A 23,244-nucleotide genomic window follows, 5' to 3' on the forward strand; every position below is an offset into this window, starting at 1 on the left:
GCTACGGCTCTTCGCTGACTGAGTGGGCGGCCTGCCCGGATTTCAAACCGCCCGCGCCGGCCCCTCGTCGGCCTGCCGGCCACTTCTCCCGTAAAAGGCTGTGAACGGGGAGAAGACCGATGCCATCCGCGCTTTCGCCAATCACCAGCGTTTTGCGATTGACAGGACCGCTTATACAAAACTCCTCCTTGTCCCCCCTTGTGGGAGAAGGTGGCCGCGCGAAGCGCGGTCGGGGTGCTCCAGAAAGCTTCGTCTGATGTGTGAATCTCACACCCGCGTGCGCGGAGAGAGATGTCCGGCAGGGCAGTGAGTGAGGGGTAGCTCGCGACCGGTCAAAAACCAAACTCAACCGAATCACATATAGAGCGTGGCGGGATCCATATCCTTGTAAAGATGGGCCACCTGGGCACCGTAGCCGTTGAAGATCTGGGTCGGCACGACATCTCCCGTGTGCAGCACACGCTCGTTCGCTTGGCTCCAGCGCGGGTGCGGCACGTCGGGATTCACATTGGCCCAGAAACCATATTCGCTCGGTTGGATGGCTTCCCAGAGCCCGACCGGGCGTTCAGCGACGAAATCGATCTTGCGGATCGATTTGATCGACTTGAAACCGTACTTCCAAGGCAGCGCCAGCCGGATGGGTGCGCCAAACTGCTTGAGCAGAGGCTTGTCATAGGCGCCTGTCACCACAAAGGCGAGCTCATTGGCCGCCTCTTCCATGGTCACGCCTTCAATATACGGCCAGGGATAAAGGAAGCTGTTCTGCCCGCTGGCCATGGATGGGTCGAGGAAAGTCTCGAAACGAATGAACTTAGCGGCCGATTGCGGCTTCGCGAATTCCACGAGCTGTTTCAACGCAAAGCCGCTCCATGGGATCGTCATCGACCAGGCCTCGACGCAACGGTGGCGATAGAGCCTGGTTTCCAGTGGGAATTTCCGCACGAGATCGTCGAAGGCGATGGTCGCCGGCGCATCGACCAAGCCGCCGATCTCGATCTCCCAAGGGCGGATCTTGAGGGATTGCGCTTCCTGCGCGATCTCCTTCTGGGTGCCGAATTCGTAGAAATTGTTGTAGTGGGCGTTGATCTCTTCGGGCGTGACGGTCCGGTCGAGCTTGTAGGCTTCGTTCTTCTTCGCCGGGTAGAGATCGGCCGTCGGATCCGCCTCTTCGGCCTGCGCCGCGTTGAGGCCGCCGGCCGCCATCAAGCCGAAACCCATTGCCTTGATAAGGGTTCGACGATTGAGAAAGGCGTTTTCGGGCGTCGCCAATGATTCGGAAATGGCCCAGGCAGGGCGGCGGTGAACGGCAAACATCGTTGCTCCCCGACTTTTCATCGTCGAAGCAGTCTGATCTTCGCGGCAGTCAAGCGCAAGCGCGGTGCCAATCACATATCAGTGCGACGCGCGGCGGGATTGGCCGATCCTGTCAGGCAGCTTTCCCGCTTGCGTTCATCACTTCGTCGGCCAGGCGACCGGTCAGTTCGGCCATATGGTCGAAGCTGGCGACATAGGTTGCCACCCCCGCCGTCGCCGATCGCAGCTCGATGATCAGGTTGCCGATCTCCGATTGCGGCATGGTGGCCTCGACCACGTCCCAGCCTGGCCAGCCCGGGCGCGCATCGTAGCCGAGGATCTGGCCGCGGCGCTGGGGCACGATCGCGGTGATCTTCGCCGTGGCGTCGGAGGGCGTGAAGATTTCCACCTTCATGATCGGCTCCAGCAGCACCGGCGAGCAGGCGGCCAAGCCTTCCTTCATGGCAATTTTGGCGGCCATCTGGAAGGCCATGTCGGAGGAGTCCACCGTGTGGTAGGAGCCGTCGGCGAGGTTTACTGCGATATCGACGACGGGAAAACCGAGCGGCCCGGCCTTCAGGAAGTCCCGCACGCCGGCTTCCACGGAGGGGATGTACTGCTTGGGCACGACGCCCCCGGTGATCGTGTCCGTGAATTCGAAGCCGGCCCCGCGCGGCAACGGCTTGATGTCGAGCACGACGTCGCCGAACTGGCCGTGGCCGCCCGATTGCTTCTTGTGGCGGCCACGTTGAGTGATCGATTTGCGGATCGTCTCGCGGTAGGGCACGGCGGGGGCATGCCCCTCCACCGCGATCTGGTTCTTTCCCTCCAATCGCTCGACGACGACACGCAGGTGCATCTCGCCATGCCCGGAGAGGATGGTTTCCGACGAATCCTGCTCGTGATGCACTCGCAGCGACGGATCCTCTTCGCCGAGCCGGAGCATGGCGGCCGAGAGCTTGACCTCGTCCTTGCGTTCCTTCGGGCGCAGAGAGAGGGCGTAGACGGGTTTAGGCGGATCGAATTGGATGAGGGGGGCTATCCCGCCCTTGGCGGTTGTCAGGGTATGACCCGTCTTGACATCGTCCAGCTTGCCGAGCGCAACCGTCTCGCCTGCCTTGGCGGAGGTGAGTTTCATTTGATCCTTGCCAAGCATCCGGTAGATTCCAGAGACCTTCGCCGATCTTCCGTCGGACAGCCAAAGTTCCGCGCCATCGTTTACCGACCCGGAGAGAATGCGCGAGACCGAGAGCTTGCCGCCATGGGCGGTGTGGATGGTCTTCATGACCTGGACGAGAGTTCCATCGGCAGGCGCGCCAAGCCGCTGTCGCGTGGCTTCGATGTCGGGCGCGTCATGGCGGATCGCCTTCAGCAGGCGCAGCACGCCATTGCCCTTTTCGGCGGTGCCGATCAACACCGGAGTAATCGTCCCGGCGCGCAGGTCGGCAGCGAGGTCGTCGAAGACATCATCGCGCGGCGGCTCGATTTCCTCGAGCAACTGCTCCATCAACTGGTCGTCATGATCTGCCAGCGTTTCGAGCATCGAGAAACGAGCCTCGATTTCGCGCGCCTTCTCGTCGGTCGGGATTTCGGTGATTTCGCTCTCGGCATACTCGCGATAAACATAGGCGCGCTCCAGTGCGAGGTCGATTGATCCGATGACGATGCCATCCTTGCGCAAGGGAATTTGCCGCAGGAGTAGTCTCGTGGTGCTTGCCGGCTGGAGCAGCTTCAGCGTGTCGCGCACACCGGCCGCGGTCTTGTCGATTTTGTTCAGGAACAGGATGCGCGGCACTCCGATCTCGTCGAGCTTGCGCATGATCAGCTGCAGGGCGGGGATCTTCTTCTCGTCGGCTTCCGCTACCACGACCGCGAGATCGCAGGCCGCGAGCACGGGTTCGGCCTCGAAGGAGAATTCGATTGACCCGGGGCAGTCAATGAAGGTGAGGCTGTCGCCCATGAATTCCGTGGTGGCAACGCTAGCCTCGACACTCATGGCGTGGGCGCGCGCCTCTGCCGAATGGTCGCCCACGGTCGTGCCGGAGGCGACGCTGTTCTGGCGTGGGATCGCTCCGGTCCGGGCCAGTATGGCTTCAAGTAGGGTGGTTTTTCCGCTGGCGAAGGGACCGACGATGGCGATGCATTTCGGTCCCGACAGTCTTCCTCCGGCACGTTTTCCCATGGTGAGCTGACCTCCTCCTCTCGGGCGTTGCTGCTAGAGCACCGTCGTCCAGGCGGCGGCCGGCCTCCTCCGGCCGTCGCGGCGGGCGCGCATTCGCGCCACCGAGCTATCGTCCCACGCGGGGCCGCCGAGGGCAAGCCTGCTTTGCCGGCATAGCAGCAAGGACCCGACGATCGTTGAAACCGTTACGCCCCTCAATCGTTAGAGGCTCATGACCGGCCGACCCTCGAGTGAGGCGACGGTTCGGCAACAAAGGCGTCGATCAACAGCGAGGATGGCGGCTCGGAGTGGAGCGCCTCCCGAGGAGAGATCATTATGCTACGACTGATCCAAAGCAGCGCGCTTGCCGTCATCGTCGCCGGCAGCGCGATCGTTCCGCTTCCGGTCACTGCCCAGACCCTCGAACTGGATCTGGGCCGTGGCGGCCCGGAGCTGCGCGTACGTGACCCGGACAGGTGCGATCCTCGCTATGAGGACTGCTATCGCGGCGAGAGAAGCATGCGCAGAATGTGCACGGAAGGCCGGGCCCTCGACAAGGCCGAAAGGATGGGGCTCGACCGTGTTCGCGTCGTTTCGGCCGGCCGCCGTACGATCGAAGTCAGGGGCCGCACGGAAGACGGCGATCGGGCCCATGTCACCTTCGGGCGGCAGCCGAGCTGTCCCGTTCTCGATTGACGAGGTAAAAGACGCGTTTCAGGCAAAAAGGGCGGCATCTCGCGACGCCGCCCTTTAACTACGACAATGAAGCAGTGAAGCGCTGGATCCGAGTGCAGGCGTCCTCCAGCAACGTGTCGGATGTCGCGTAGGAAATGCGGAAATTCGGACCCAGCCCGAAGGCTGAGCCGTGCACCACCGCGACCCCTTCGGCTTCCAACAACTCGCTGACGAAGGTCTCGTCGTCGGCGATGACCTTGCCGGCGGGGGTCTTTTTTCCGATGAGCGCCGCGCAAGATGGATAGACGTAGAAGGCTCCCTCCGGAGAGGGGCAGCTAATGCCACGCGCCTGGTTGAGCATCGACACGACGAGGTCGCGCCGGGCCTGGAAGATCGCCTTGTTCTTGCGGACGAAATCCTGCGGGCCGTTGAGTGCCTCGACGGACGCCCACTGCGCGATCGTGCAGGCGCCGGAGGTTTGCTGGCCCTGGATCATGTCCATCGCCTTGACAAGGCCGATCGGGCCGGCGGCATATCCGATGCGCCAGCCTGTCATGGCGTAAGCCTTCGAAACGCCGTTCATCGTCAGCGTGCGCTCGTAGAGGGCGGGTTCCACTTCCGCGATGGTGCGGAAGACGAAGTCGCCATAGGTAAGATGCTCGTACATGTCGTCGGTGAGGACCCAGACATGGGGATGCCTCAGCAGGACGTCTGCGAGAGCCTTGAGCTCGGCCTCGGTGTAGGCTGCGCCGGAAGGGTTCGAGGGCGAGTTCATCACAAGCCATTTTGTGCGCGGCGTGATCGCCTTTTCCAGAACGTCGGCCTTCAGCTTGAAGCCGTTGTCGATGGTCGTCTGGGCGAAGACCGCCGTGCCGCCGCAAAGCGCGACCATCTCGGGATAGCTCACCCAATAGGGTGTCGGCACGACCACCTCGTCGCCCGGATTGAGCGTCGCCATGAAGGCATTGAAGAGGATTTGCTTGCCACCGGTGCCGACGATGGTCTGCTCCGGTCTGTAGTCCAGGTTGTTCTCGCGCTTGAACTTCTGCGCGATCGCCTCGCGCAGCGGGGCAATGCCCGAGACCGGCGGATACTTGGTTTCGCCGCGCCGGATCGCGGCAATCGCGGCTTCCTTGACGTTGTCCGGCGTGTCGAAATCGGGTTCGCCGGCGCCGAGGCTGATCACGTCACGGCCTTTCGCTTTCAACTCCCGCGCCTTCTGGGTGACGGCGATCGTCGCGGAAGGCTTCACGCGGGAAAGAGCGTCGGCAAGAAAGGCCATGCGAGTGTTCTCCAATAAGCTCGTCCGGGTCCTCGCGGGACCCGCCGCTCTATTGTCCGATCGCACCATAAACCGCAAGCGACAACCGACGCGGCATCCATCAATTCGATCAATCGACCGATACGGACAATTTGAAGATGAGGATTAACGGCGGTTCAAAGCTTGGGTGACAGGTTGCGCGGCATGTAGTCCGGAGTCAAAAGTGTCGCGTAATTCAGGAATTGCTCATATAATCGGTTGCCGGGTTGGCGGGAAGGCGCTTCCTCTCCGGAGTTGCCGGCCGTGAGCGCGTCGATGGGTCATCCGGCATCGGTGGCTGACGCAATCTTCGTCGATGAAGTCGGCATCGAGATTGGGCTGCTCGGCGATTTCCGCCTGAAGAGCGCCTATCAGCCCATCTTCAGACGAGCCGGTGCCGAGCTGCGGCCGATTGGCATCGAGGGAAGGGTGGCCCCGTTCCTCGAGGGGAAGGCGGTCGCCGCGACGGAGTTCCTCGGCAACGTCTCGCCCGACCGCAGGCTGTTCGTGGAAAGCCTGTGCAACGCGCTCCATCTGCGCAACCATCCTAATGTCGGTCTGCCTTGGCTCGAACTCTTCGTGAGCTACAATCCCCGGGGAAGCGGTGAATTCCTGCGCGAGATGGCGGCTTTGGCGGAAATTCTCGGCGAGATCGATCTGGACCCTCGGCTGGTCGTCTGCGAAATCTCCGAGGCTGCGGCGCTGGACCAGGAATCGCTGCAGGCCCTGGCAAAGGAAATCCGCCGGCACGGCATGCGGGTTGCCATCGGGGACTTCAGCCATTCGCCGGGGGGGCAGGTCGGGGCCTTCAGGCCCGACATCGTCAAGATCGAGGGAGCATGGTTCCGCAGGCTTTGCGAGGACGATGGCACGGCGCGATTGTTCGCGCCAGTGGCCGCAATGTTCCGTCAGCTCGGGGCGCAGATCCTCGTCGGAGGCATCGAGACGATGACGCAGCTTCGCGTGGCGATCGACGGTCAGGCCGACCTGCTGCAGGGCCGGCTGCTGGCGCCGCCGGCGCTTGCAGGAACCATCTTCGAGGAGGGATCATTGTCGCTGGAAAGGCTGTTGGATTCTCCCGGCAAGGTGGTGCCGCTGTTCGGAAAACATCAACGCCGTTGATGGGTATCTGAAGAATAAATCGTTGGAACCCCCGGCTTCCGGAGCGATACTGCGATCCCGAAGGGGATGAGCATATGCACACCATCTACGGCATGATCGACAGCGGCAATTGCTACAAGCCGCGACTTCTCATGGCCAAGCTCGGCGAGAGTTTTCGGCATGTCGAGGTGAGCTCGCGCGACGGCGCCACGCGGACGGCCGCCTATCTTGCCAAGAACCCCAACGGGATGGTTCCGCTCCTTGAATTGGCGGATGGGCGGCGGCTGGCCGAATCCAACGCGATCCTGCTCTACCTGGGCGAAGGAACCCGCTTCCTTCCAACTGACCGTTACATACGTGGTCTCGTCTACCAGTGGCTGTTCTTCGAACAGTACAGCCACGAGCCCTACATAGCCGTTCGCAAGGCGTTGCTCACCTTTCCGGAACGCGCCAGGGATGCGACGCCGGAGCGGTTGGCGCTGACACTCGAACGGGGAAACAAGGCGCTGAGGGTGATGGACAGCTACCTTGCCGAGAACGCGTTCTTCGCCGGTGACGCCTGCAGCGTTGCCGACATCGCACTTTTTGCCTACACGCATACGGCGGAAAAAGGCGGTTTCGACCTCAGCGCCTATCCGGCGGTCAGCGCCTGGCTGAGGCGTGTCGAGGCGGATCCGGGACACGTTCCGATAGAGTGGCTGCCCTGATGACCTTGTTGCAAGGAAAGCTTCGGCTCGCGCCAGATGTGTAGATGCCGAACTGCTTGTTGGTTGATCGCTATTCTCCCGTGACTCTACCCTCCTATTGTCAAGGCGCGGTTTGGCCCTTGCGCAGCGTGCTCATCACTTCAGGGCTCTTGAGCGTCGCATAGGCCTGTTTTGTCGGCTTGAAACCGAGCATCGGTCTGAACAGCAGGACCACCCGTTTTTTCGGTCTTCCTACGGGCCAGCGCCTCGGGTCGCGCGGTCTGCCGGCATGGGTGCACTTCACGACATCGCACATGTCTCTGCCACGACAAGGAGATTCCACGTAGAGGTGAATGCCCCTTGATATTCCCGTCAGATACGAAGACAACGTTCAGCGGGTTTCAGCAGGTTTCAGCGGGTGATGTTCTGCTCATCCTTGCTGTAGGGGATTTGGATGTCGGAAGCTCTCGAAGAACGCTGCGCGGTCTGCCTTGGCTGTGCACCGGGGGCCGGACGCCGTCGGCTTTTGCCGACATTGCTTTGCGGGGTCGTCCTTTTTGCCGCGCTGGACATTCCGGCGCTTGCCGAAGGCGGCACTGGCGGCGGCGCTGACGCTGTCACCGGTGCCGGCGGCAATGGCAGCAATGTCGGCCGCTTCTTGGGCGGCGGCGGTGGGGGAGCCGGCCCGACCGGAGGAAATGGCGGGTCTGCCGATGGCGTTGCCGGAGGAGCCGGAGGGACCAGGTCAGGGCAAGGGGGCGACTCAGGCCAGACGGAGCCGTCCTACGGTGGTGGCAGCGGCGGCGGCGGCGGCGCGCATGGTTATGTCGGAGGTGTTCTTCCCGGAACTGGCGCTACGGGCGGGGCCGGCGGCAACGGTGGCGACGGGATTGGTGGCGGAGATGGCGGCGGTGGTGGAGCGGGTGGCTGGGGGGCGGCGATCGTTGCATCTCCCGGCGATCTCGGTGTGCTCAATACCGGCATCACCGGCGGCGCAGGCGGCAGCGGCGGCAACAGTTCCAGCTTTATCGGTGGAGGGGGCGGCAGCGGCGGTACCGGGCTCTACCTCGAGAGTTCGGGCGCGGTCACAGTTGGTGTCAATGCGAACGTGTCTGGCGGTGCCGGTGGCGACGGCGGCGATGGTGGCAGTGTGACGGGTAGTCCCGTTCCGACAGGTGGCGACGGCGGGGCCGGTGGGGCAGGCATCCGGATCGTGGGCGGCGCAACGCTTACGATCAACAGTGCTGTGACCGGAGGCGACGGCGGAGCGGCTGGTAATGCGCTCCGTGATGGTTTCGCTGGGGTCGGCGGTGCCGGCATTGTCGGGAGCGACCTGAACGTATTCGTAGGCTCTACCGGCAGTGTCGCGGGCGGTCTGGCAGACGGAGGTGCGGGCGCTCGGGCAGACGCCATCACCTTCACCGGCGGGACGAACACATTGAGCTTCGGTGCCGGAACCACGAACCTGAGCGGCAATATCCGCGTCGTCGGCGGCAGTTCGTTGGCTTTCGCGCAGTCGGGCATCGATACGATCGTCGGCAATGTCATCACGGGCGACGGGTCGGTGATCAAATCCGGCAATGCCGTGATCACGCTCACCGGCGACAATGTCTACACCGGGGGCACGACAGTTTCCTCCGGCACGTTGGCCGGCGGCGCCGTCGACGCCTTTTCGGCGGCGAGCGCCTTCACGGTCCAGAGCGGCGGCGTGCTTGATCTCGGCGGTTTCGACCAGACCATCGCCTCGCTGTCGGGGGCCGGTCTCGTGACCAACAACGGCGGCGCAGATGCGGTCCTGACGGTCGGCGGCGGCGATTCCTCGACCACCTTCAGCGGTTTGCTTGAAGACGGCACGCTCAAGGCGCTCGGGCTGACCAAGGTCGGTACGGGCACGTTGACGTTGTCCGGCGACAATCTCTATTCCGGCCGCACGACCATTTCCGCGGGCACGCTCGAGATCGCCGACGACGGGGCGGGTTCCCCCGATTCCGACTATCTCGTGAATACGGGGGCCACGCTCGAGATCGCCGACGACATCGCCGCCGGGATCGGTTCGCTTGCCGACGGACCGAGCGGTGGCGGCAAGGTGACGATCGGCGCGACGGGCGACATGACGGTGCTTTCCGTCGGGGAGACGGGCGCTACGACCACTTTCAGCGGCCGGATCGGTGGGACCGGCTCTCTGGAGGTCGTCGGTGGCTCGCTGACGCTCACCGGCGCGAGCGCGATCGGTGGCGACCTGACCGTGGGCGAGGATGCCACGGTTGCGATCGCAGGATCGAGTGCTTCCTTCTCCACAGGCATGGCTCGCCTCGCCGGCACGGGCGTGTTGGGAAGGCTGAACATCACCGGGGGTGCCGGCTTCGATAGCGACTTGCTGTTCATCAGCGGAAAGATGACGGCCGACGGGATCGGTACGACCGTGAGGGTCACCGACGCGCCGACCTTCGTCGGGATCGCCAACACGGCTGCGACGCTGACGATAAGTGGCGGCGCAGTCATGGAAAGCGAAGGCGGCGCCATCATCGATAGCCCGATTGTCGCTGCCGGCGCGATAGTAACCGGTGCCGGCTCGACGTGGAACGTCGCCTATGGCCTCGCGGTCGGCAATGTCATGGCCGGTGGTACCGGCTTGCTGACGGTCTCGGCAGGCGGCGCCGTCAATGTCATCGGTGATACGGTCATTGCCGCGGACACGGCATTGACCGGACTTGACGCATCGTCGGTGGTGGTGACCGGCCGAAACGCGTCTCTCTCGACCGTCGGGCTCGAGATCGGCACCTATGCCTGTGCTTGTGGCGACCTGCCCGGAGAACTGATCGTCGCCGATGGTGGCATCGTGAAGGCGACTGGGTCCGTCACGATAGGAGCGCTCGGCATCCTCAACATAGGCAACGGTGGATCGGCAGGATCCTTCGTCGCGCCGTTGATCGAAAATGATGGGACGATCGTCGCCGACTTCACGGATTCCGCCGCGCTTGGCGCCAATATCAGCGGCATGGGATCGCTCACCAAGAGCGGCCCTGGAACGCTTGTCCTCCACGGCCAGAACAGCTTCACAGGAGGGACGACGGTCGAGGCGGGTAAACTCGTCGTGGGGCAGGGCGGTTCGGGGGCGCTCGGCGGCTCCCTCTTGGTGAAAAACGGCGGCGTGCTCGGCGGCACCGGAACTCTCGGCTCGGCAGGCTCGACCGTAACGATCGCAGCGGGCGGCATTCATGCCCCCGGCAACTCGATCGGGAGCCAGACGGTCCTTGGCGACTATGTCAATCACGGCACTCTGCAGATCGAGGGAACGCCTGGTGCCGCCGACCGGGTCATCGTCAACGGCAAGGTCGACATAGCGGGCGCTACGCTCGACCTGCTGCTCTCGCCGACCACCGCCGACGCATGGGCCCCCGGCAAGGGACCGCTCACGCTTATCGACAACCGCGGGGCCGACGCGGTCAAGGGCGTGTTCGGCGCGATCACGGGCAGGCCGCTGTTCCTGTCGTCGACGCTCGACTACGCCGGCGGAGACGGCAACGACGTGACCTTGATGCTGGAGCGCAACGGCCGATCCTTCGCCAGCGTCGGAAGGACGTCAAATCAGATCGCCACCGCCACGGCGCTCGATTCGCTCCCTGCCGACAATCGACTTTGGAAGGCGGTCTCCTTGACGCGCGACGAAGACGTGGCGAGAAGTGCCTTCGATCAGCTCTCCGGCGAAATCCATGCGTCGACCGCGACGGGCTTGATCGAGGACAGCCGCCAGATCCGCGATGCCGTCAACAATCGCCTGCGTTCGGCCTTCGAAGATGTCAGGGAAGGCTCATTCCAGATCATGGCCTATGGTGGCGGCGCGCAGGAACGTGCGGCGCCCGCAACAGAGAGCTTCGCGGCTTGGGGCTCGGCCTTCGGTTCGTGGAGCCACGCCGACAGTGACGGCAATGCCGCTGCGTTCTCGCGCTCCATCGGTGGTTTCGTAATCGGGGCCGACGGCTTCGTCTCCGAGGCCTGGCGCCTCGGCGTCGTTGCTGGCTACAGCCATTCGAGCTTCAAGGTCGACGATCGGAGGTCCTCTGCCTCCAGCGACAACTATCACATCGGTCTTTATGGCGGCGCCAGGTGGGGGTCTGTCTCCCTGCGTTCGGGTATCGCTTACACACGGAGCGACGTCGACAGCAGCCGGACGATCGCTTTCCCCGGCTTTGCCGATGCCCCTTCCGCCAGCTACAGTGCCGACACCACCCAGCTCTTCGGCGAATTGGGGTACGGCCTGCAGGCGGGCGTCGTCGCCCTCGAGCCGTTCGCCAACCTGGCTTACGTCAACCTGCAGAGCGACGGCTTCTCCGGGACGGGAGGGCCTGCGGCACTTACGGTCGAGAGCAGCGCCAACGACGTCACCTTCACGACGCTCGGCCTGCGCGCTTCTACCGATTTCGCCATCGGCTCCTACAAGACCACGGCGCGTGGCATGCTGGGCTGGCAGCATGCTTTCGGCGATACCGTCCCGCTTACCACTCAGGCCTTTGCGGGCTCCTCACCCTTCACGATCGCCGGGGCGCCGATCGCCAAGGACAGTCTCTTGATCGAGGCAGGTTTCGACTTCGCCGTATCGCCCCGTGCGACGCTGGGGCTTAGCTATAACGGGCAGATCGCCTCGCAAGGCCGGAACCATGGTGCGAGGGCGGATTTCATACTGAGGTTTTGAGCTCGGAAAGAAGGTTCATGCCGACCGTCCGAACGGTCCTGTGCTTGACAACGATGTCGCTGAATCAAAAAGGCGGGGTCACACCCCGCCTTCGTGCTCGGTAGCCTGATCAGAAGCCCGTTCGATCCTTGTCGCAGCAATCCGCTGTCTTGACATTGGAGCGGCGGAGACTTCGGCGCGCTTGACGCGAGGCCGCCAGTACATCCGTGACTTGCCACGCGCTTCCGGCTGTCGCCGGGGCGCGCTGCGAGATCAGCCTACCTTGCTGAGAGATCCAGCGGACGACTTGCCGGTGCGGCGGTCCTGCTCGATCTCGAAATTGATCTTCTGCCCTTCGACGAGGTCGGAGAGACCTGCGCGCTGAACGGCCGAGATATGGACGAATACGTCCGCACCGCCGGCGTCAGGCTGAATGAAGCCGAAGCCCTTGGTGCTGTTGAACCATTTTACAGTTCCGGTTGCCATGTGTAGTTCCTGTCGTTTGCTACGTAGCTAGGTCGAACGGCTGCCGACCGGTGGTATCGAAATTTTGGAGAAAGACGTCAGCAAACGCTTGAGAAGCGCGGCCCCGGATCATTCGGCCGAAAATATCAACGCGACGCATATAGTGGCCATTGAAGGCGGAGGCAAGCCCATCGCCGAAAGAAAATACGGAAACCAGCGGCTCACGGGCTCAACCTGCAGCCAAGGATACGCCGTTCAGTTCGGCAATGATATCGGATAACATCGGCACGAATTTCTCACCGTTCCCAGTTGCCCCTGCCATTGCGAAGGAATTGCGCACGGCTGCTCCCATCGGATTGGCGATGCCGGCTGCGCTGGCGAATGCTGCTAAATAGTTCAGGTCCTTGAGGCCGTTGCGGATCGCGAAACGGTGGGCGTCGGGATTGCGGTCGAGCACCCATTGGAAGAAGGTCCGGTAGAACGGGTTGTCCATGCGTCCACCACGGATGACCGCGTCGAAGATTGTCGGCGTGAGCCCCGCCTTGGCGCCGAGCGCAAGGGCTTCCGAATAGAGGGCGGCATAACCGAGCGAGACGAAGTTGTTGAGAAGCTTCATCGTGTGTCCGCTCCCGACGGGCCCGGTATGAACGATCCGGCCGGCGAAGGTCTCCAGCACCGGCCGGGCGCGCTCGAAGTCCTCGGGCTCGCCTCCTACCATCACGTCCAGCGTGCCGGCCTCGGCATCCCTGGGCGTCCGCGACAGTGGCGCATCGATCAGCTTTATGCCGCGCGGTTCGAGTTCGGCGGCGAGGCGTAAGGTGGAGGAGGGATCGGAGGTCGAGCAATCGACGATCATCAGCGGCTTGCCGGCCGATGCGAGGCCGCCTGAGCCGGCGACCACGGCTTCCACCTCGGGACTGCCGGTGACGCAGAGCAGGACTATGTCGCTCGCCCGTGCCAGCTCCACGAGGCTCCGGGCTTCCGAAGCACCATGTCCGAGGAGGTCCTCCACGGGGGCACGATTGCGGTGGGCGACGACCGTGAGGGGAAAGCCCTTCTCGACCACGTTCTTGGCCATGCCATGCCCCATGAGGCCAAGGCCGACAAAACCGATCCTGCTCTTTTCCACGACGCTCCTCCCATAAAGTTGACCGTCTGAACCATAGCACCGCGGAAGAATTCGTCACATCGGCTCGTTTTTCCCGCTAGCGGCTGCTCGCCGGGCGCTTATCCTGGTAGAGACGGGTGGCGTCGGCGAAGCGCCGGGTTGTGGAGACGATCATGAAACGCAAGTATTTGCTGGCGTTGCTTCTGGTTCCGGTGTCGGCCGATGCCTACGCGATCTCGCGCTACAATTCGCAAGGCATGACATGCGGCCGGGTGCACGCGGCGATCCGCAACGAGGGTGCCGTGATTCTACGCTATTCCTCCAAGAGTAATCCGAGCCTGCCGCTCTACGACCGCTACGTCCTGCATGACGGGTTTTGCAGTTACGGCGAATACGCGAAGTATGCGTCGGTGCCGACCCGCGATACGCCGTCCTGCCCCGTCTACAAATGCGAGCAAAGAACCTATGACGACGATTTCTTCCGCCGCTTCGATTGAAGCGCAGCCATGAGGGATGATCGATGAAGAGGGCTTTCCTTGTTGCGCTTTCGCTGTCGCTCTTCTCGGCTGAGGCCCTGGCAATCTCGCGCTACAATTCGCGAAGCATGAGTTGCGGGAATATCCAGGCAGCCATTCAGCGCGAGGGAGCGGCGATCCTCCGATACAGTTCCACCCGCACGCCCGGCCTGCCGCTCTATGATCGTTATGTAGCGGATGGCACTTATTGCGGCTACGGCGAGTCTGCCGAGACCAGTTCGGTTCCGGCAAGCGACACGCCTACTTGCCTGGTCCTTGTCTGCAAGGAAATAACCTACAGTGAGCCAGGTTCAGGCTGAGGGGCGCTGGCGAGGCCTGCGACTTTCCGGACGAAGCGCGGCGACGAGGTGGCTGTTTGCCGCACGCATGATGGAGGTGAAGATGAAGGCGGCTGTTGCCCTGGCGCTGGGATTCTCGCTCTTGGCACTCGATGCCCAGGCGATCTCGCGATACAATTCACAGACGATGAGCTGCGCGCGCATCCAAGAGACGGTGCGTCGGGAGGGCGCCGTCATTTTGGCCTATACCGGCAGAGGTGGCGCTCCGCTCTACGATCGTTATGTCGCCCATAGCGGCTTCTGCAACGGAACGGACATTACGAGAGTGACTTCGGTTCCCGCCAGCGACACCAACAGGTGCATCGTCTACAGATGTTTCCAGAAGAGCCACGACACGTGACGCGGACGTGAAGACGTTAGCAGGCTTAGCAGTCGCGTTTTCGCTTTTGCCGCCCGAAGCGCAGGCGATCACTCGATACGACACCCAGGAGCTGACCTGCAATCGGGTTCAGGCTCTGGTACGTCGGGAGGGGGAGGCCATTCTGCGCTTCACATCGTCACGCGGCCTGCTGCTCTATGATCGGTACGTAGCGCATGCCGGCTTCTGCGAGAGCGGCCAATACGCTCAGACGGGGTGGGTCCCCACCACCGATCAATCGTCCTGCCCGGTCCTGAGATGCCTGCTACGGACGTTCGAAGAACCCTGAGGCGCGGTGATCTTCCCTCGGATTGCCGAAGCAGACGACCTGCGCTAAAGCTGCGAAACAGGACGGGCCAATTGAGGGGTATCAGCGCCTTTGCGATCGACGTTGGGAAAGACGCCGCGACTGCTCGTGCCGGGTATGCTGCTTCTTGGGCTCGTATCCGGCTGCACCACCTCAAGCGACGCCGTCATGGCGTCGGCGGACGGTCTTTCTGCAACCTCGACTTTCAGCCTCGCATTGCCTGAGACGGTGTCGGTGATGCCCTCGCTTGCCGACGGTACGGCCGTCGCGGTCATCGAGTCCGCCGCCGAAGATGCCGACGCGCCAGTTGCCGTCGCCTATGCCGGCCCGACGCCGTCGGCCAACCCGCTGGCGGCCACAAGCACCGCGGCCGCCGCGCCCGTGGTGAATGCGGCCGTTCACACCGAGGCCGGCGCTCAACCCGCGGTCATGGAGGCAAGGGCCGTTGCCGCACCGGCGGTCGTGATCGAGACGGACCGCAACGATGTGGATCGGCTGATCACACAATATGCGGCGTTCTACGAGGTCCCGGTGGAACTCGTGCGCCGCGTCGTGAAGCGCGAGAGCAATTTTTTTCCCGGCGCATACAATAACGGCCATTGGGGCCTGATGCAGATCAAGCATGCCACGGCGCGCGGCATGGGGTATCGGGGCTCAGCCAAGGGGCTGCTCGACGCCGAGACCAATCTGAAATACGCCGTCAAATATCTGCGCGGCGCCTATCTCGTTGCCGACGGCGATCACAATCTCGCCGTCCGATACTATGCGCGGGGCTATTATTACGACGCCAAGCGCAAGGGACTGCTCGAAGAGACGGGGCTCGGCATCGACCGGAGACGGCGCCGGATCTGATCCCGCCGGTCAGAGAGCCGGGCCCGGCGTTGCATCCCGAGCCGCTGGGTACGGTGAACCGGATCGACAGAAAATCGGTTTGAGCGGAACCTTCAGGCCGAAGCCGGAAGGTCCCGCCCCGCCATATCCTACAAATATTCCTGCAGCGGCCGGACCTCCAGGCTTCCGGCCTTGAGCGCGGCGATCGCTTCGGCGACGGCGGCGGCGCCTGCAAGCGTGGTGTAATACGGCACCTTCTGCATCAGCGTCGCGCGCCGCAGCGACTTGGAGTCCGAGACCGCCGTCTGGCCGTCCGTCGTGTTGAAGACGATCTGGACCTGCCGGTTGCGGATGGCGTCCTCGATATGGGGACGCCCTTCCAGCACCTTGTTGACCTTCTCCGCCTCGACCCCGTTCTCGCGCAGGAAACGCGCCGTCCCCGATGTCGCCAGGATCTTGAAACCGAGATCGGCAAAGCGCTTCACCGACGGCAAAACGCCCTGCTTGTCGGCGTCGCGGACCGAGACGAACAGCGTGCCGGAACGCGGCAGGTCGACCCCTGCGCCGAGCTGGCTCTTGGCGAAGGCCAGCGCAAAGTCACGGTCGAGGCCCATGACTTCGCCGGTCGATTTCATCTCGGGCCCGAGCAGGATGTCGACGCCAGGGAAGCGGGCGAAGGGGAAGACGGCCTCCTTGACCGCGATGTGACCCAGCGAATGCGCGTCGGGCTTGTCGCCGTAATGGGCAAAAGCCTCGTCGAGGCTTTCGCCGGCCATGATGCGCGCCGCGATCTTGGCGATCGGCCGGCCGATGGTCTTGGCGACGAAGGGAACGGTGCGGCTGGCGCGCGGATTCACCTCCAGGACGAAGATCGTGCCGTCCTTGATCGCGTATTGCACATTCATCAGCCCGCCGACGCTCAAGGCGCGGGCGAGGGCGGCCGTCTGCTTCTCCAGTTCGGCGACAAGGCTTGCGTCAAGCGAATACACCGGCAACGAACAGGCGCTATCGCCCGAATGGATACCTGCTTCCTCGATATGCTCCATGATGCCGGAGACATAGGTGGCCTTGCCGTCGCACAGGCAATCGACGTCGACCTCGATCGCACCCGACAGATAGGTGTCGAAGAGCAGCGGGTTCTTGCCGAGCAGCGTGTTGATCTGGCCGGTCTTGTCATTGGGATATTTCTGCTTGATGTCCTCCGGCACAAGGCCTGGAACGGTATCGAGCAGATAGGTCTGCAGCATGCCCTCGTCGTGGATGATCTGCATCGCGCGGCCGCCGAGAACGTAGGATGGCCGCACCACCAAGGGGAAGCCGAGCTCGCCGGCCACCAGCCGCGCCTGCTCCACCGAATAGGCGATGCCGTTCTTGGGCTGCGTGAGGGACAGTTTCTGCAGGAGCTTCTGAAACCGGTCGCGGTCCTCGGCAAGGTCGATCGCGTCGGGCGAGGTGCCGAGGATCGGGATTCCTGCGCGCTCCAGCGCATTCGCCAGCTTGAGCGGCGTCTGGCCGCCGAATTGCACGATGACGCCGTGCAGCGTGCCGGCCGCCTGCTCGGCGCGCAGGATCTCGAGAACGTCTTCGGCCGTCAGCGGTTCGAAATAGAGTCGGTCGGAGGTGTCGTAGTCGGTCGACACGGTTTCCGGATTGCAGTTGATCATGATCGCTTCATAGCCGGCGTCGCGCAGCGCGAAGGCGGCATGGCAGCAGCAATAGTCGAACTCTATCCCCTGACCGATACGGTTCGGGCCGCCACCGAGGATGACGACTTTCTTGCGGTCGCTGACCTTGGCCTCGTCGGCGAGCCGGCCGGCGAAGGGGACCTCGTAGGTCGAGTACATATAGGCGGTCGGCGAGGCGAACTCGGCGGCGCAGGTATCGATACGCTTGTAGACCGGATGGACCTCGAGCTTGGCGCGCAGCCTGGCGACCTCCTCGGCTTCCTTGCCGGCGAGGGAAGCGAGCCGGGCATCCGAAAAGCCCATCGCTTTCAGCATGCGCAGGTTTGCGGCGTCCTGCGGCAGGCCGTGCTCGCGGATGCGGGCCTCCATGGCGATGATGCCCGCGATCTGCTCCAGGAACCATGGGTCGATGCGGCACATCTGATGCACCTCCTCGAGCGAGGTGCCCATGCGGATGGCCTGCGCGACCATGCGCAGCCGGTCCGGCGTCGGAGTGCCGAGTGCGGCGCGGATGGCGTTCTTGTCCTCGCCGTGGCCGAGGCCGGGGATCTCGATCTCGTCGAGGCCGGTGAGGCCGGTCTCGAGGCCGCGCAACGCCTTCTGCAGGGATTCCTGGAAGGTGCGGCCGATGGCCATCACTTCACCGACCGACTTCATGGCGGTGGTCAGCACCGGCTCGGAGCCCGGGAATTTCTCGAAGGCGAAACGGGGGATCTTGGTAACGACGTAATCGATCGACGGCTCGAACGAAGCCGGGGTTGCACCGCCGGTGATGTCGTTCTCCAGTTCGTCAAGCGTGTAGCCGACGGCGAGCTTGGCGGCGATCTTGGCGATCGGGAAGCCGGTCGCCTTGGAGGCGAGCGCCGAGGAGCGCGAAACGCGCGGGTTCATCTCGATGACCACGAGGCGGCCATTGTCGGGATTGACGGCGAACTGGACGTTGGAGCCGCCGGTCTCCACCCCGATCTCGCGCAGCACCGCGAGCGAGGCGTTGCGCATGATCTGGTATTCCTTGTCCGTCAGGGTGAGGGCGGGGGCCACCGTGATGGAATCGCCGGTGTGAACGCCCATCGGATCGATGTTCTCGATCGAGCAGACGATGATGCAGTTGTCCGCCTTGTCGCGGACGACCTCCATCTCATATTCCTTCCAACCGAGTACGCTCTCCTCGATGAGAACCTCGGTCGTCGGCGACGCATCGAGTCCGCGCTCGATGATCTCGAAGAATTCCGAACGGTTGAAAGCGATGCCGCCGCCTGTGCCACCGAGCGTGAAAGAGGGGCGGATGATCGCGGGAAGGCCGACATGGTCGAGAGCCTGCGCGGCGATGCCCATGGCATGCGCCATGTAGCGCTGCTTGCGGTCGCCCTCGCCGAGATTCCACCTTGTCTCCAGCGCGTCGAGCTCGGCGTCCAGATTTTCCGGGTTCTGGGCCTTGAGGGCGGCGCGCTCGGCCTCGTGCTTGCGCCGGTCCTCCTCCTTTACCTGGGTCGCGTTGGCCAGCATGGAGCGCGGCGTCTCCAGCCCGATCTTGTGCATGGCCTCGCGGAACAGAGCCCGGTCCTCGGCCTTGTCGATAGCATGGGCATCGGCGCCGATCATCTCGACATTGTAGCGCTCGAGCACGCCCATGCGGCGCAGCGACAGCGCAGTATTGAGCGCCGTCTGGCCGCCCATCGTGGGCAGCAGCGCGTCAGGCCGTTCCTTGGCGATGATCTTTGCCACCACTTCCGGCGTGATCGGCTCGATATAGGTGGCGTCGGCCAGTTCGGGATCGGTCATGATGGTGGCCGGGTTGGAGTTGACCAGGATGACCCGGTATCCCTCCTCTTTCAGAGCCTTGCAGGCCTGGGTGCCGGAGTAGTCGAACTCGCATGCCTGGCCGATCACGATCGGGCCTGCGCCGATGATCATGATCGACTTGATATCTGTGCGTTTCGGCATGTCTGGGCTCGTCCGTTCGGGTCTCGCGCGAAAAACCGGGACGGGCGTGCCCGGCCGGTGCGCAAGGAGGATTCTGAAGTCTGGCTAGGCGGGCCTTATAGGGGAAGCCGTGTGGCTATGTAACCCCCGAAGAACGATTTTCCTGCGCTGTGTTCAGGAGCGAGACGGATCAGTCGCGGAGACCGTCGGCCGAGGGCAGGGGAAAGTCATTGGCGGCGGCGATCACGCTGTCGAGGAGGCCGGGAAAGCGTCGCTCCAGATCGTCCCGGCGCAGCGTGATGAGGCGGCTGGTGCCAACGACCTCGGTGCGGGTGATGCCGGCTTCGCGAAGTTTCGCGAAATGGTAGCTCAGGTTCGTCTTGGAGCCGAGTTCCAGGAATTTGCCGCAGTTCAGCGGAACGCCCTCGTTCCTGGCGAGATGACCGACGATGGCGAGGCGGGTGGCGTCGCCGAGAACAGCAAGCACGTTGGGTAGGGTGATCTGGTCGGCGGGTGGATGCGGCAGGCTCATCGGGAAACCTAACGAGTGTGACCTTTCTCCTCAACGCCTTGTCCGGCGTCAGGAGCTTGTCGGGAGATATCGACAACCCATATTGACAGCTCAAGGCGCCAAGTTCAATTGTTCAATGATTTTTGAATTAAGGAGCAAAGCGATGGACAGGCGCCTTATCTGGCTCGCGGTCGGATCGTTTGCGATGAGCACGGTTGGTTTCGTCTTTTCCAGCCTGCTACCGGCAATCGCCAGGGACGCTCACATTTCCATCCCTCATGCCGGGTATCTCATCATGGCCTTCTCACTGGCCTATGCTATCGGTGCGCCGGTTCTTTCGGCCTTGGCGGGCTCGCTCGACAGGAGGCGTGTTCTGGCAGTGACCATGCTGGTCTTCGTTGCCGGCAATCTCGGCGCCGCCTCGAGTTCGTCCTTCGCCACGCTGCTTGCGGCTCAGATCGTGATGGGCATGGCAGCGGGGCTTTTCGCCGCGACCGCACAGGCGACAGCCGTGGCGCTGGCCGGCGCGGATCATCGCGCACGGGCCATCGCCGTCGTGGTCGGCGGCACGACCTTCGCCGTCGCGCTCGGCGCTCCGCTCGGATCCTTGATCGCCGAACTCTGGGGGTGGAGGGGAGCGTTCGCGGCCGTGGCGGCGCTCGGCTTTTCCTGTGCTGCCGTTCTTTGGATCCGCTTGCCACGGGACGTTCGAGGCGTGAGCCTCAGTCTTGGCGAGCGGCTGAAGGCCGTAAGCCGGCCCGGCATCCTGCCTTCCTTGCTCGTCACGCTGCTTTATCTGACGGGCGGCTTCACGATCCTATCCTATCTGGCGCCGCTGGCGATCGAGGGCGCTGGCCTGCCTGGACTTGCCATGCCCGGCATGCTGCTTGCCTTTGGCGTCGGTGCGGTGATCGGCAATCTCGCCAGCGGTTACGTGGCCGACCGGATCGGGCCCACCCGAATGGTGATCCTGTCGCTGCTCATGTCGTCGGCGATCTGCGTGGCGCTGGCGGTCCTGCTCAAGATCCTCCCGCACGACGTGTCCGGGCCTGTGCTGATAGGGCTCATGGTCCCGTGGGGCATCGTCGGCTGGGCTTTTCCGCCGGCGCAGGCAAGCCGGATCGTCGGCTATGCGCCGGAGCTTGCGCATCTGACGCTCTCCCTCAACGCCTCGGCGCTCTATCTCGGCATAGCGCTCGGCACGATGGTCGGGGGCCGGATCCTGGAGTTCGCGACACCATCCGATCTCGGCCTCGCGGCCGCGGCGTTCCCGCTGGTCGCCCTCGCGATCGTCTGGGCAGGCACGACGTCGCCTCGACCCGTCGTGCCATGACAGTGCGAATGTTGGTCTCGGCTTGCCGCCCAAACGCTTCTTTGGGATGATGGTGGTCGAGGACCACGCCTATGCGGAGCAGCTTGCTCTGTGCCATCATGTTTGGGGCCGCCATTGTAACGGGGCCGGCTGGGGCTTGGCTGCTCTATCCCGACAAGGCCGATCCGCGTCACATGATCGTCGAAGTGGAAAGGGCGACAGGGGATCTCGTGCCCCTGGTGGCCTTGCCGCCGCCCTTCGGCACGGCGATGGGCTATTCGGGCGGTCCGGACAAGCTCACCTTCCGATGGCGTTACGGGCGGGATGCCGAGGGCGCCGGAGAACTGCTCGTCGATGGCGATGGGCGTGGGGAGATGCGCTTCGACTTCGCCGCTCGCCCGGAGTTGGACGACCGTCGCTTCGGCGCGGCGGCTGTGCTCGTCGGCAAGCAAGGCACGCCCTTGCACACATTCTATGCCCGAGCGGATCTCTCCCGAGGCCTGTTCCCCGACAGCACGCTGCGCCACAACGTGACGCTCGCGGTGGACCGGCCGCTCGACTGGTGGCAGGAGGTAGAGGCGATCGCCTTCTTCAGCATGACCTATTATCCGCTGCAGAAACTGGATGACGAAGGCGTGTGGCGCGCCATGCGGCGGGCGGTGGGCAGATTCTCGAAGGGGCAAGGCACCGAGCAGCGGGGTTAGTTAGCGGATCACGCGGCCGAGGGCATAAACCCCGTTCTCAGGCCGTGCGCGGGCGATGTCCTCGAGCACCGCATCGAGCGCGAGTATGTTCCCGTGGATGTCGGCGATTACTGCAATGCGCATGGCAGCCTGTCGCTCATTTTCCTGAAGCGCTATTTGGTGTCGGCCTCAATTCCTGTCCACCGGTTTCGACCGCATGCGCGACACGGTCTCACGCTCGGCCCGCTTGCAGCGCATCGGAGGCAGGCCGCGATCCATCAGCGCCATGTCTTCCAGCACCATGTCGCCCATCCTCTTGAAAGCGACGTCGAGCGCGCCGGCCCGGTGAGCGGAGCGCAGAAAGCCAGGCAGGGTCCGCACTGGGTGGTCACTGGCCAGCGGCTCCTCGGGGAAGACGTCGCTGGCCGCGAGGATGTGGCCACTCCTCACTGCGTCCATCAGCGCTGAAAAATCGACGACGCCGGCGCGGCTGAGAAGGACAAAGATCGCACCCTTTCGCATCGTGGCGAAAGCCTCCGCCCCAAGGAGCCCCTCATTCTCGTTCGTTGCCGCCGCGACGACGAACACGAAATCGCTGCCAGAGAGGACCTCTTCGAGCGAGGCCGGGATTACGCCGTGCTCGGCGAGCATCGAGGGGGGCAGCCAGGGATCATGAGCCTTGATGCGCGCACGGAAGCCGGACAGGAGCCGGTTCAGCGCCTTGCCGAGGTCGCCGAAGCCGATGATGCCGATTTCCGAGCCGGACATCAGCCGGGCTCTCCTGTTTCCGTCGCCGCCCCAGAGTTCTTCTCCTTTCCGGAACGCAAGGTCGGCGTCGACAATATCGCGCGCGAGATCGAGTGCCAGGGCAAGACCTAGTTCCGCCACAGGCTCGGCGAAGACCGCGCCCGTGGTCAGAACGTGGATGCCGCGCTCGAACAGCACCTCGTAGGGCATATTGTTGATCAGGTTGGTCTCGACGTTGAAGATCGCGCGTAGCGCCGTCATCCGCGCCAGCGTCTCGCTGGAGAGGGGCGGCTGGCCAACGATGTAGCGGGCCTTGGCAAGGACGGCACCGTCGAGGCCGGTGATCCCGAGGGGATCGGCCTCGACCACTTGATATCCGCGATGGAGGGTGGCGCGATCTGAAGGCGTGAAGATGAGATCCAGCGAGCGTGGATTCGGCGCGCTGATGACAACCGGTGCTTCCAACAAGTCTTCTCCTGCACGAGTCGGTGCCTTTGCCTCATGTTATCGGCGCTGAAAGATGCTTCAATTACGTTCTTAGAAATGTGCTGG

Annotated in this window: 19 protein-coding genes; 10 read left to right on the top strand and 9 right to left on the bottom strand. The window is 63.6% G+C overall.

The genetic code is table 11. The annotated features are described in order from the left end of the window. Positions 1–354: 354 nt before the first annotated feature. Both msrP and ACCO56_RS07195 read right to left on the bottom strand, forming a co-directional pair. Positions 355–1,314 (bottom strand): protein-methionine-sulfoxide reductase catalytic subunit MsrP, encoded by a 960-nt coding sequence (msrP, locus tag ACCO56_RS07190; RefSeq protein WP_433639069.1) that lies wholly within the window; start codon positions 1,312–1,314, stop codon positions 355–357. Positions 1,315–1,426: 112 nt separating this feature from the next. After that, positions 1,427–3,475: an elongation factor G gene (locus tag ACCO56_RS07195; RefSeq protein ID WP_433639071.1), complete on the bottom strand. Its 2,049-nt coding sequence runs from the start codon at positions 3,473–3,475 to the stop codon at positions 1,427–1,429. 315 nt (positions 3,476–3,790) lie between these two features. Here ACCO56_RS07195 and ACCO56_RS07200 point away from each other — a divergent pair, with 315 nt between their 5' ends. Continuing rightward, on the top strand, positions 3,791–4,150 hold the full coding sequence (locus ACCO56_RS07200) for a hypothetical protein (protein ID WP_433639072.1): 360 nt from the start codon (positions 3,791–3,793) through the stop codon (positions 4,148–4,150). Positions 4,151–4,208: 58 nt separating this feature from the next. Here the strand turns inward: ACCO56_RS07200 and ACCO56_RS07205 are convergent, their stop codons facing one another. Continuing rightward, positions 4,209–5,411, bottom strand: coding sequence for a pyridoxal phosphate-dependent aminotransferase (locus ACCO56_RS07205; RefSeq protein WP_433639074.1), 1,203 nt, complete (start codon positions 5,409–5,411; stop codon positions 4,209–4,211). A 282-nt stretch (positions 5,412–5,693) separates the two neighbouring features. Between ACCO56_RS07205 and ACCO56_RS07210 the strand changes: the two genes are divergently transcribed. The 3 genes from ACCO56_RS07210 to ACCO56_RS07220 all read left to right on the top strand — a co-directional run bounded on the left by ACCO56_RS07210 (position 5,694) and on the right by ACCO56_RS07220 (position 11,909). Then, the gene (locus ACCO56_RS07210; RefSeq protein ID WP_433639076.1) at positions 5,694–6,551 is read left to right on the top strand and encodes an EAL domain-containing protein; all 858 of its coding nucleotides are present in this window, start codon (positions 5,694–5,696) and stop codon (positions 6,549–6,551) included. A gap of 74 nt (positions 6,552–6,625) precedes the next feature. Continuing rightward, entirely contained in the window at positions 6,626–7,237 is a 612-nt protein-coding gene (locus ACCO56_RS07215) for a glutathione S-transferase family protein (RefSeq protein ID WP_433639078.1), read from the top strand. 433 nt (positions 7,238–7,670) lie between these two features. After that, the gene (locus ACCO56_RS07220) at positions 7,671–11,909 is read left to right on the top strand and encodes an autotransporter domain-containing protein (RefSeq protein WP_433639080.1); all 4,239 of its coding nucleotides are present in this window, start codon (positions 7,671–7,673) and stop codon (positions 11,907–11,909) included. Positions 11,910–12,161: 252 nt separating this feature from the next. On the opposite strand, the gene ACCO56_RS07225 is transcribed toward ACCO56_RS07220, so the two are convergent. Both ACCO56_RS07225 and ACCO56_RS07230 read right to left on the bottom strand, forming a co-directional pair. Further along, positions 12,162–12,374 carry a cold-shock protein gene (locus tag ACCO56_RS07225; RefSeq protein ID WP_433639082.1) on the bottom strand — a complete coding sequence of 71 codons (213 nt, stop codon included), beginning with the start codon at positions 12,372–12,374 and terminating at the stop codon, positions 12,162–12,164. A 208-nt stretch (positions 12,375–12,582) separates the two neighbouring features. Further along, entirely contained in the window at positions 12,583–13,482 is a 900-nt protein-coding gene (locus tag ACCO56_RS07230; protein WP_433639084.1) for an NAD(P)-dependent oxidoreductase, read from the bottom strand. 152 nt (positions 13,483–13,634) lie between these two features. Between ACCO56_RS07230 and ACCO56_RS07235 the strand changes: the two genes are divergently transcribed. From ACCO56_RS07235 to ACCO56_RS07250, 4 genes are all read left to right on the top strand, one after another. Then, positions 13,635–13,958, top strand: coding sequence for a hypothetical protein (locus tag ACCO56_RS07235; protein WP_433639087.1), 324 nt, complete (start codon positions 13,635–13,637; stop codon positions 13,956–13,958). A gap of 23 nt (positions 13,959–13,981) precedes the next feature. After that, a complete protein-coding gene (locus tag ACCO56_RS07240; protein WP_433639088.1) occupies positions 13,982–14,296 on the top strand; it encodes a hypothetical protein in 315 nt (104 codons plus the stop codon). Next, a complete protein-coding gene (locus tag ACCO56_RS07245; protein ID WP_433639090.1) occupies positions 14,277–14,675 on the top strand; it encodes a hypothetical protein in 399 nt (132 codons plus the stop codon). Before ACCO56_RS07240 ends, ACCO56_RS07245 begins: the two co-directional genes overlap by 20 nt. 409 nt (positions 14,676–15,084) lie before the next feature. Then, positions 15,085–15,852 (top strand): transglycosylase SLT domain-containing protein, encoded by a 768-nt coding sequence (locus ACCO56_RS07250; protein WP_433639092.1) that lies wholly within the window; start codon positions 15,085–15,087, stop codon positions 15,850–15,852. A gap of 128 nt (positions 15,853–15,980) precedes the next feature. On the opposite strand, the gene carB is transcribed toward ACCO56_RS07250, so the two are convergent. Together carB and ACCO56_RS07260 are read right to left on the bottom strand one after the other, a co-directional pair. Continuing rightward, positions 15,981–19,460: a carbamoyl-phosphate synthase large subunit gene (carB, locus tag ACCO56_RS07255; protein ID WP_433639094.1), complete on the bottom strand. Its 3,480-nt coding sequence runs from the start codon at positions 19,458–19,460 to the stop codon at positions 15,981–15,983. A gap of 169 nt (positions 19,461–19,629) precedes the next feature. Then, a complete protein-coding gene (locus ACCO56_RS07260) occupies positions 19,630–19,971 on the bottom strand; it encodes an ArsR/SmtB family transcription factor (RefSeq protein WP_433639096.1) in 342 nt (113 codons plus the stop codon). Between the two features lie 142 nt (positions 19,972–20,113). On the opposite strand from ACCO56_RS07260, the gene ACCO56_RS07265 reads away from it, so the two are divergent. Next, on the top strand, positions 20,114–21,283 hold the full coding sequence (locus ACCO56_RS07265) for an MFS transporter (protein ID WP_433639097.1): 1,170 nt from the start codon (positions 20,114–20,116) through the stop codon (positions 21,281–21,283). 71 nt (positions 21,284–21,354) lie between these two features. After that, the gene (locus tag ACCO56_RS07270) at positions 21,355–21,966 is read left to right on the top strand and encodes a hypothetical protein (protein ID WP_433639100.1); all 612 of its coding nucleotides are present in this window, start codon (positions 21,355–21,357) and stop codon (positions 21,964–21,966) included. Here the strand turns inward: ACCO56_RS07270 and ACCO56_RS07275 are convergent, their stop codons facing one another. Then, positions 21,967–22,089 carry a metallophosphoesterase gene (locus ACCO56_RS07275; RefSeq protein WP_433639859.1) on the bottom strand — a complete coding sequence of 41 codons (123 nt, stop codon included), beginning with the start codon at positions 22,087–22,089 and terminating at the stop codon, positions 21,967–21,969. A gap of 45 nt (positions 22,090–22,134) precedes the next feature. Next, positions 22,135–23,157 carry a hydroxyacid dehydrogenase gene (locus ACCO56_RS07280; RefSeq protein WP_433639101.1) on the bottom strand — a complete coding sequence of 341 codons (1,023 nt, stop codon included), beginning with the start codon at positions 23,155–23,157 and terminating at the stop codon, positions 22,135–22,137. Between the last annotated feature and the right edge of the window lie 87 nt (positions 23,158–23,244).

This window comes from Mesorhizobium sp. 1B3 (genome assembly GCF_050958605.1).
In the GTDB taxonomy this organism is placed as follows: domain Bacteria; phylum Pseudomonadota; class Alphaproteobacteria; order Rhizobiales; family Rhizobiaceae.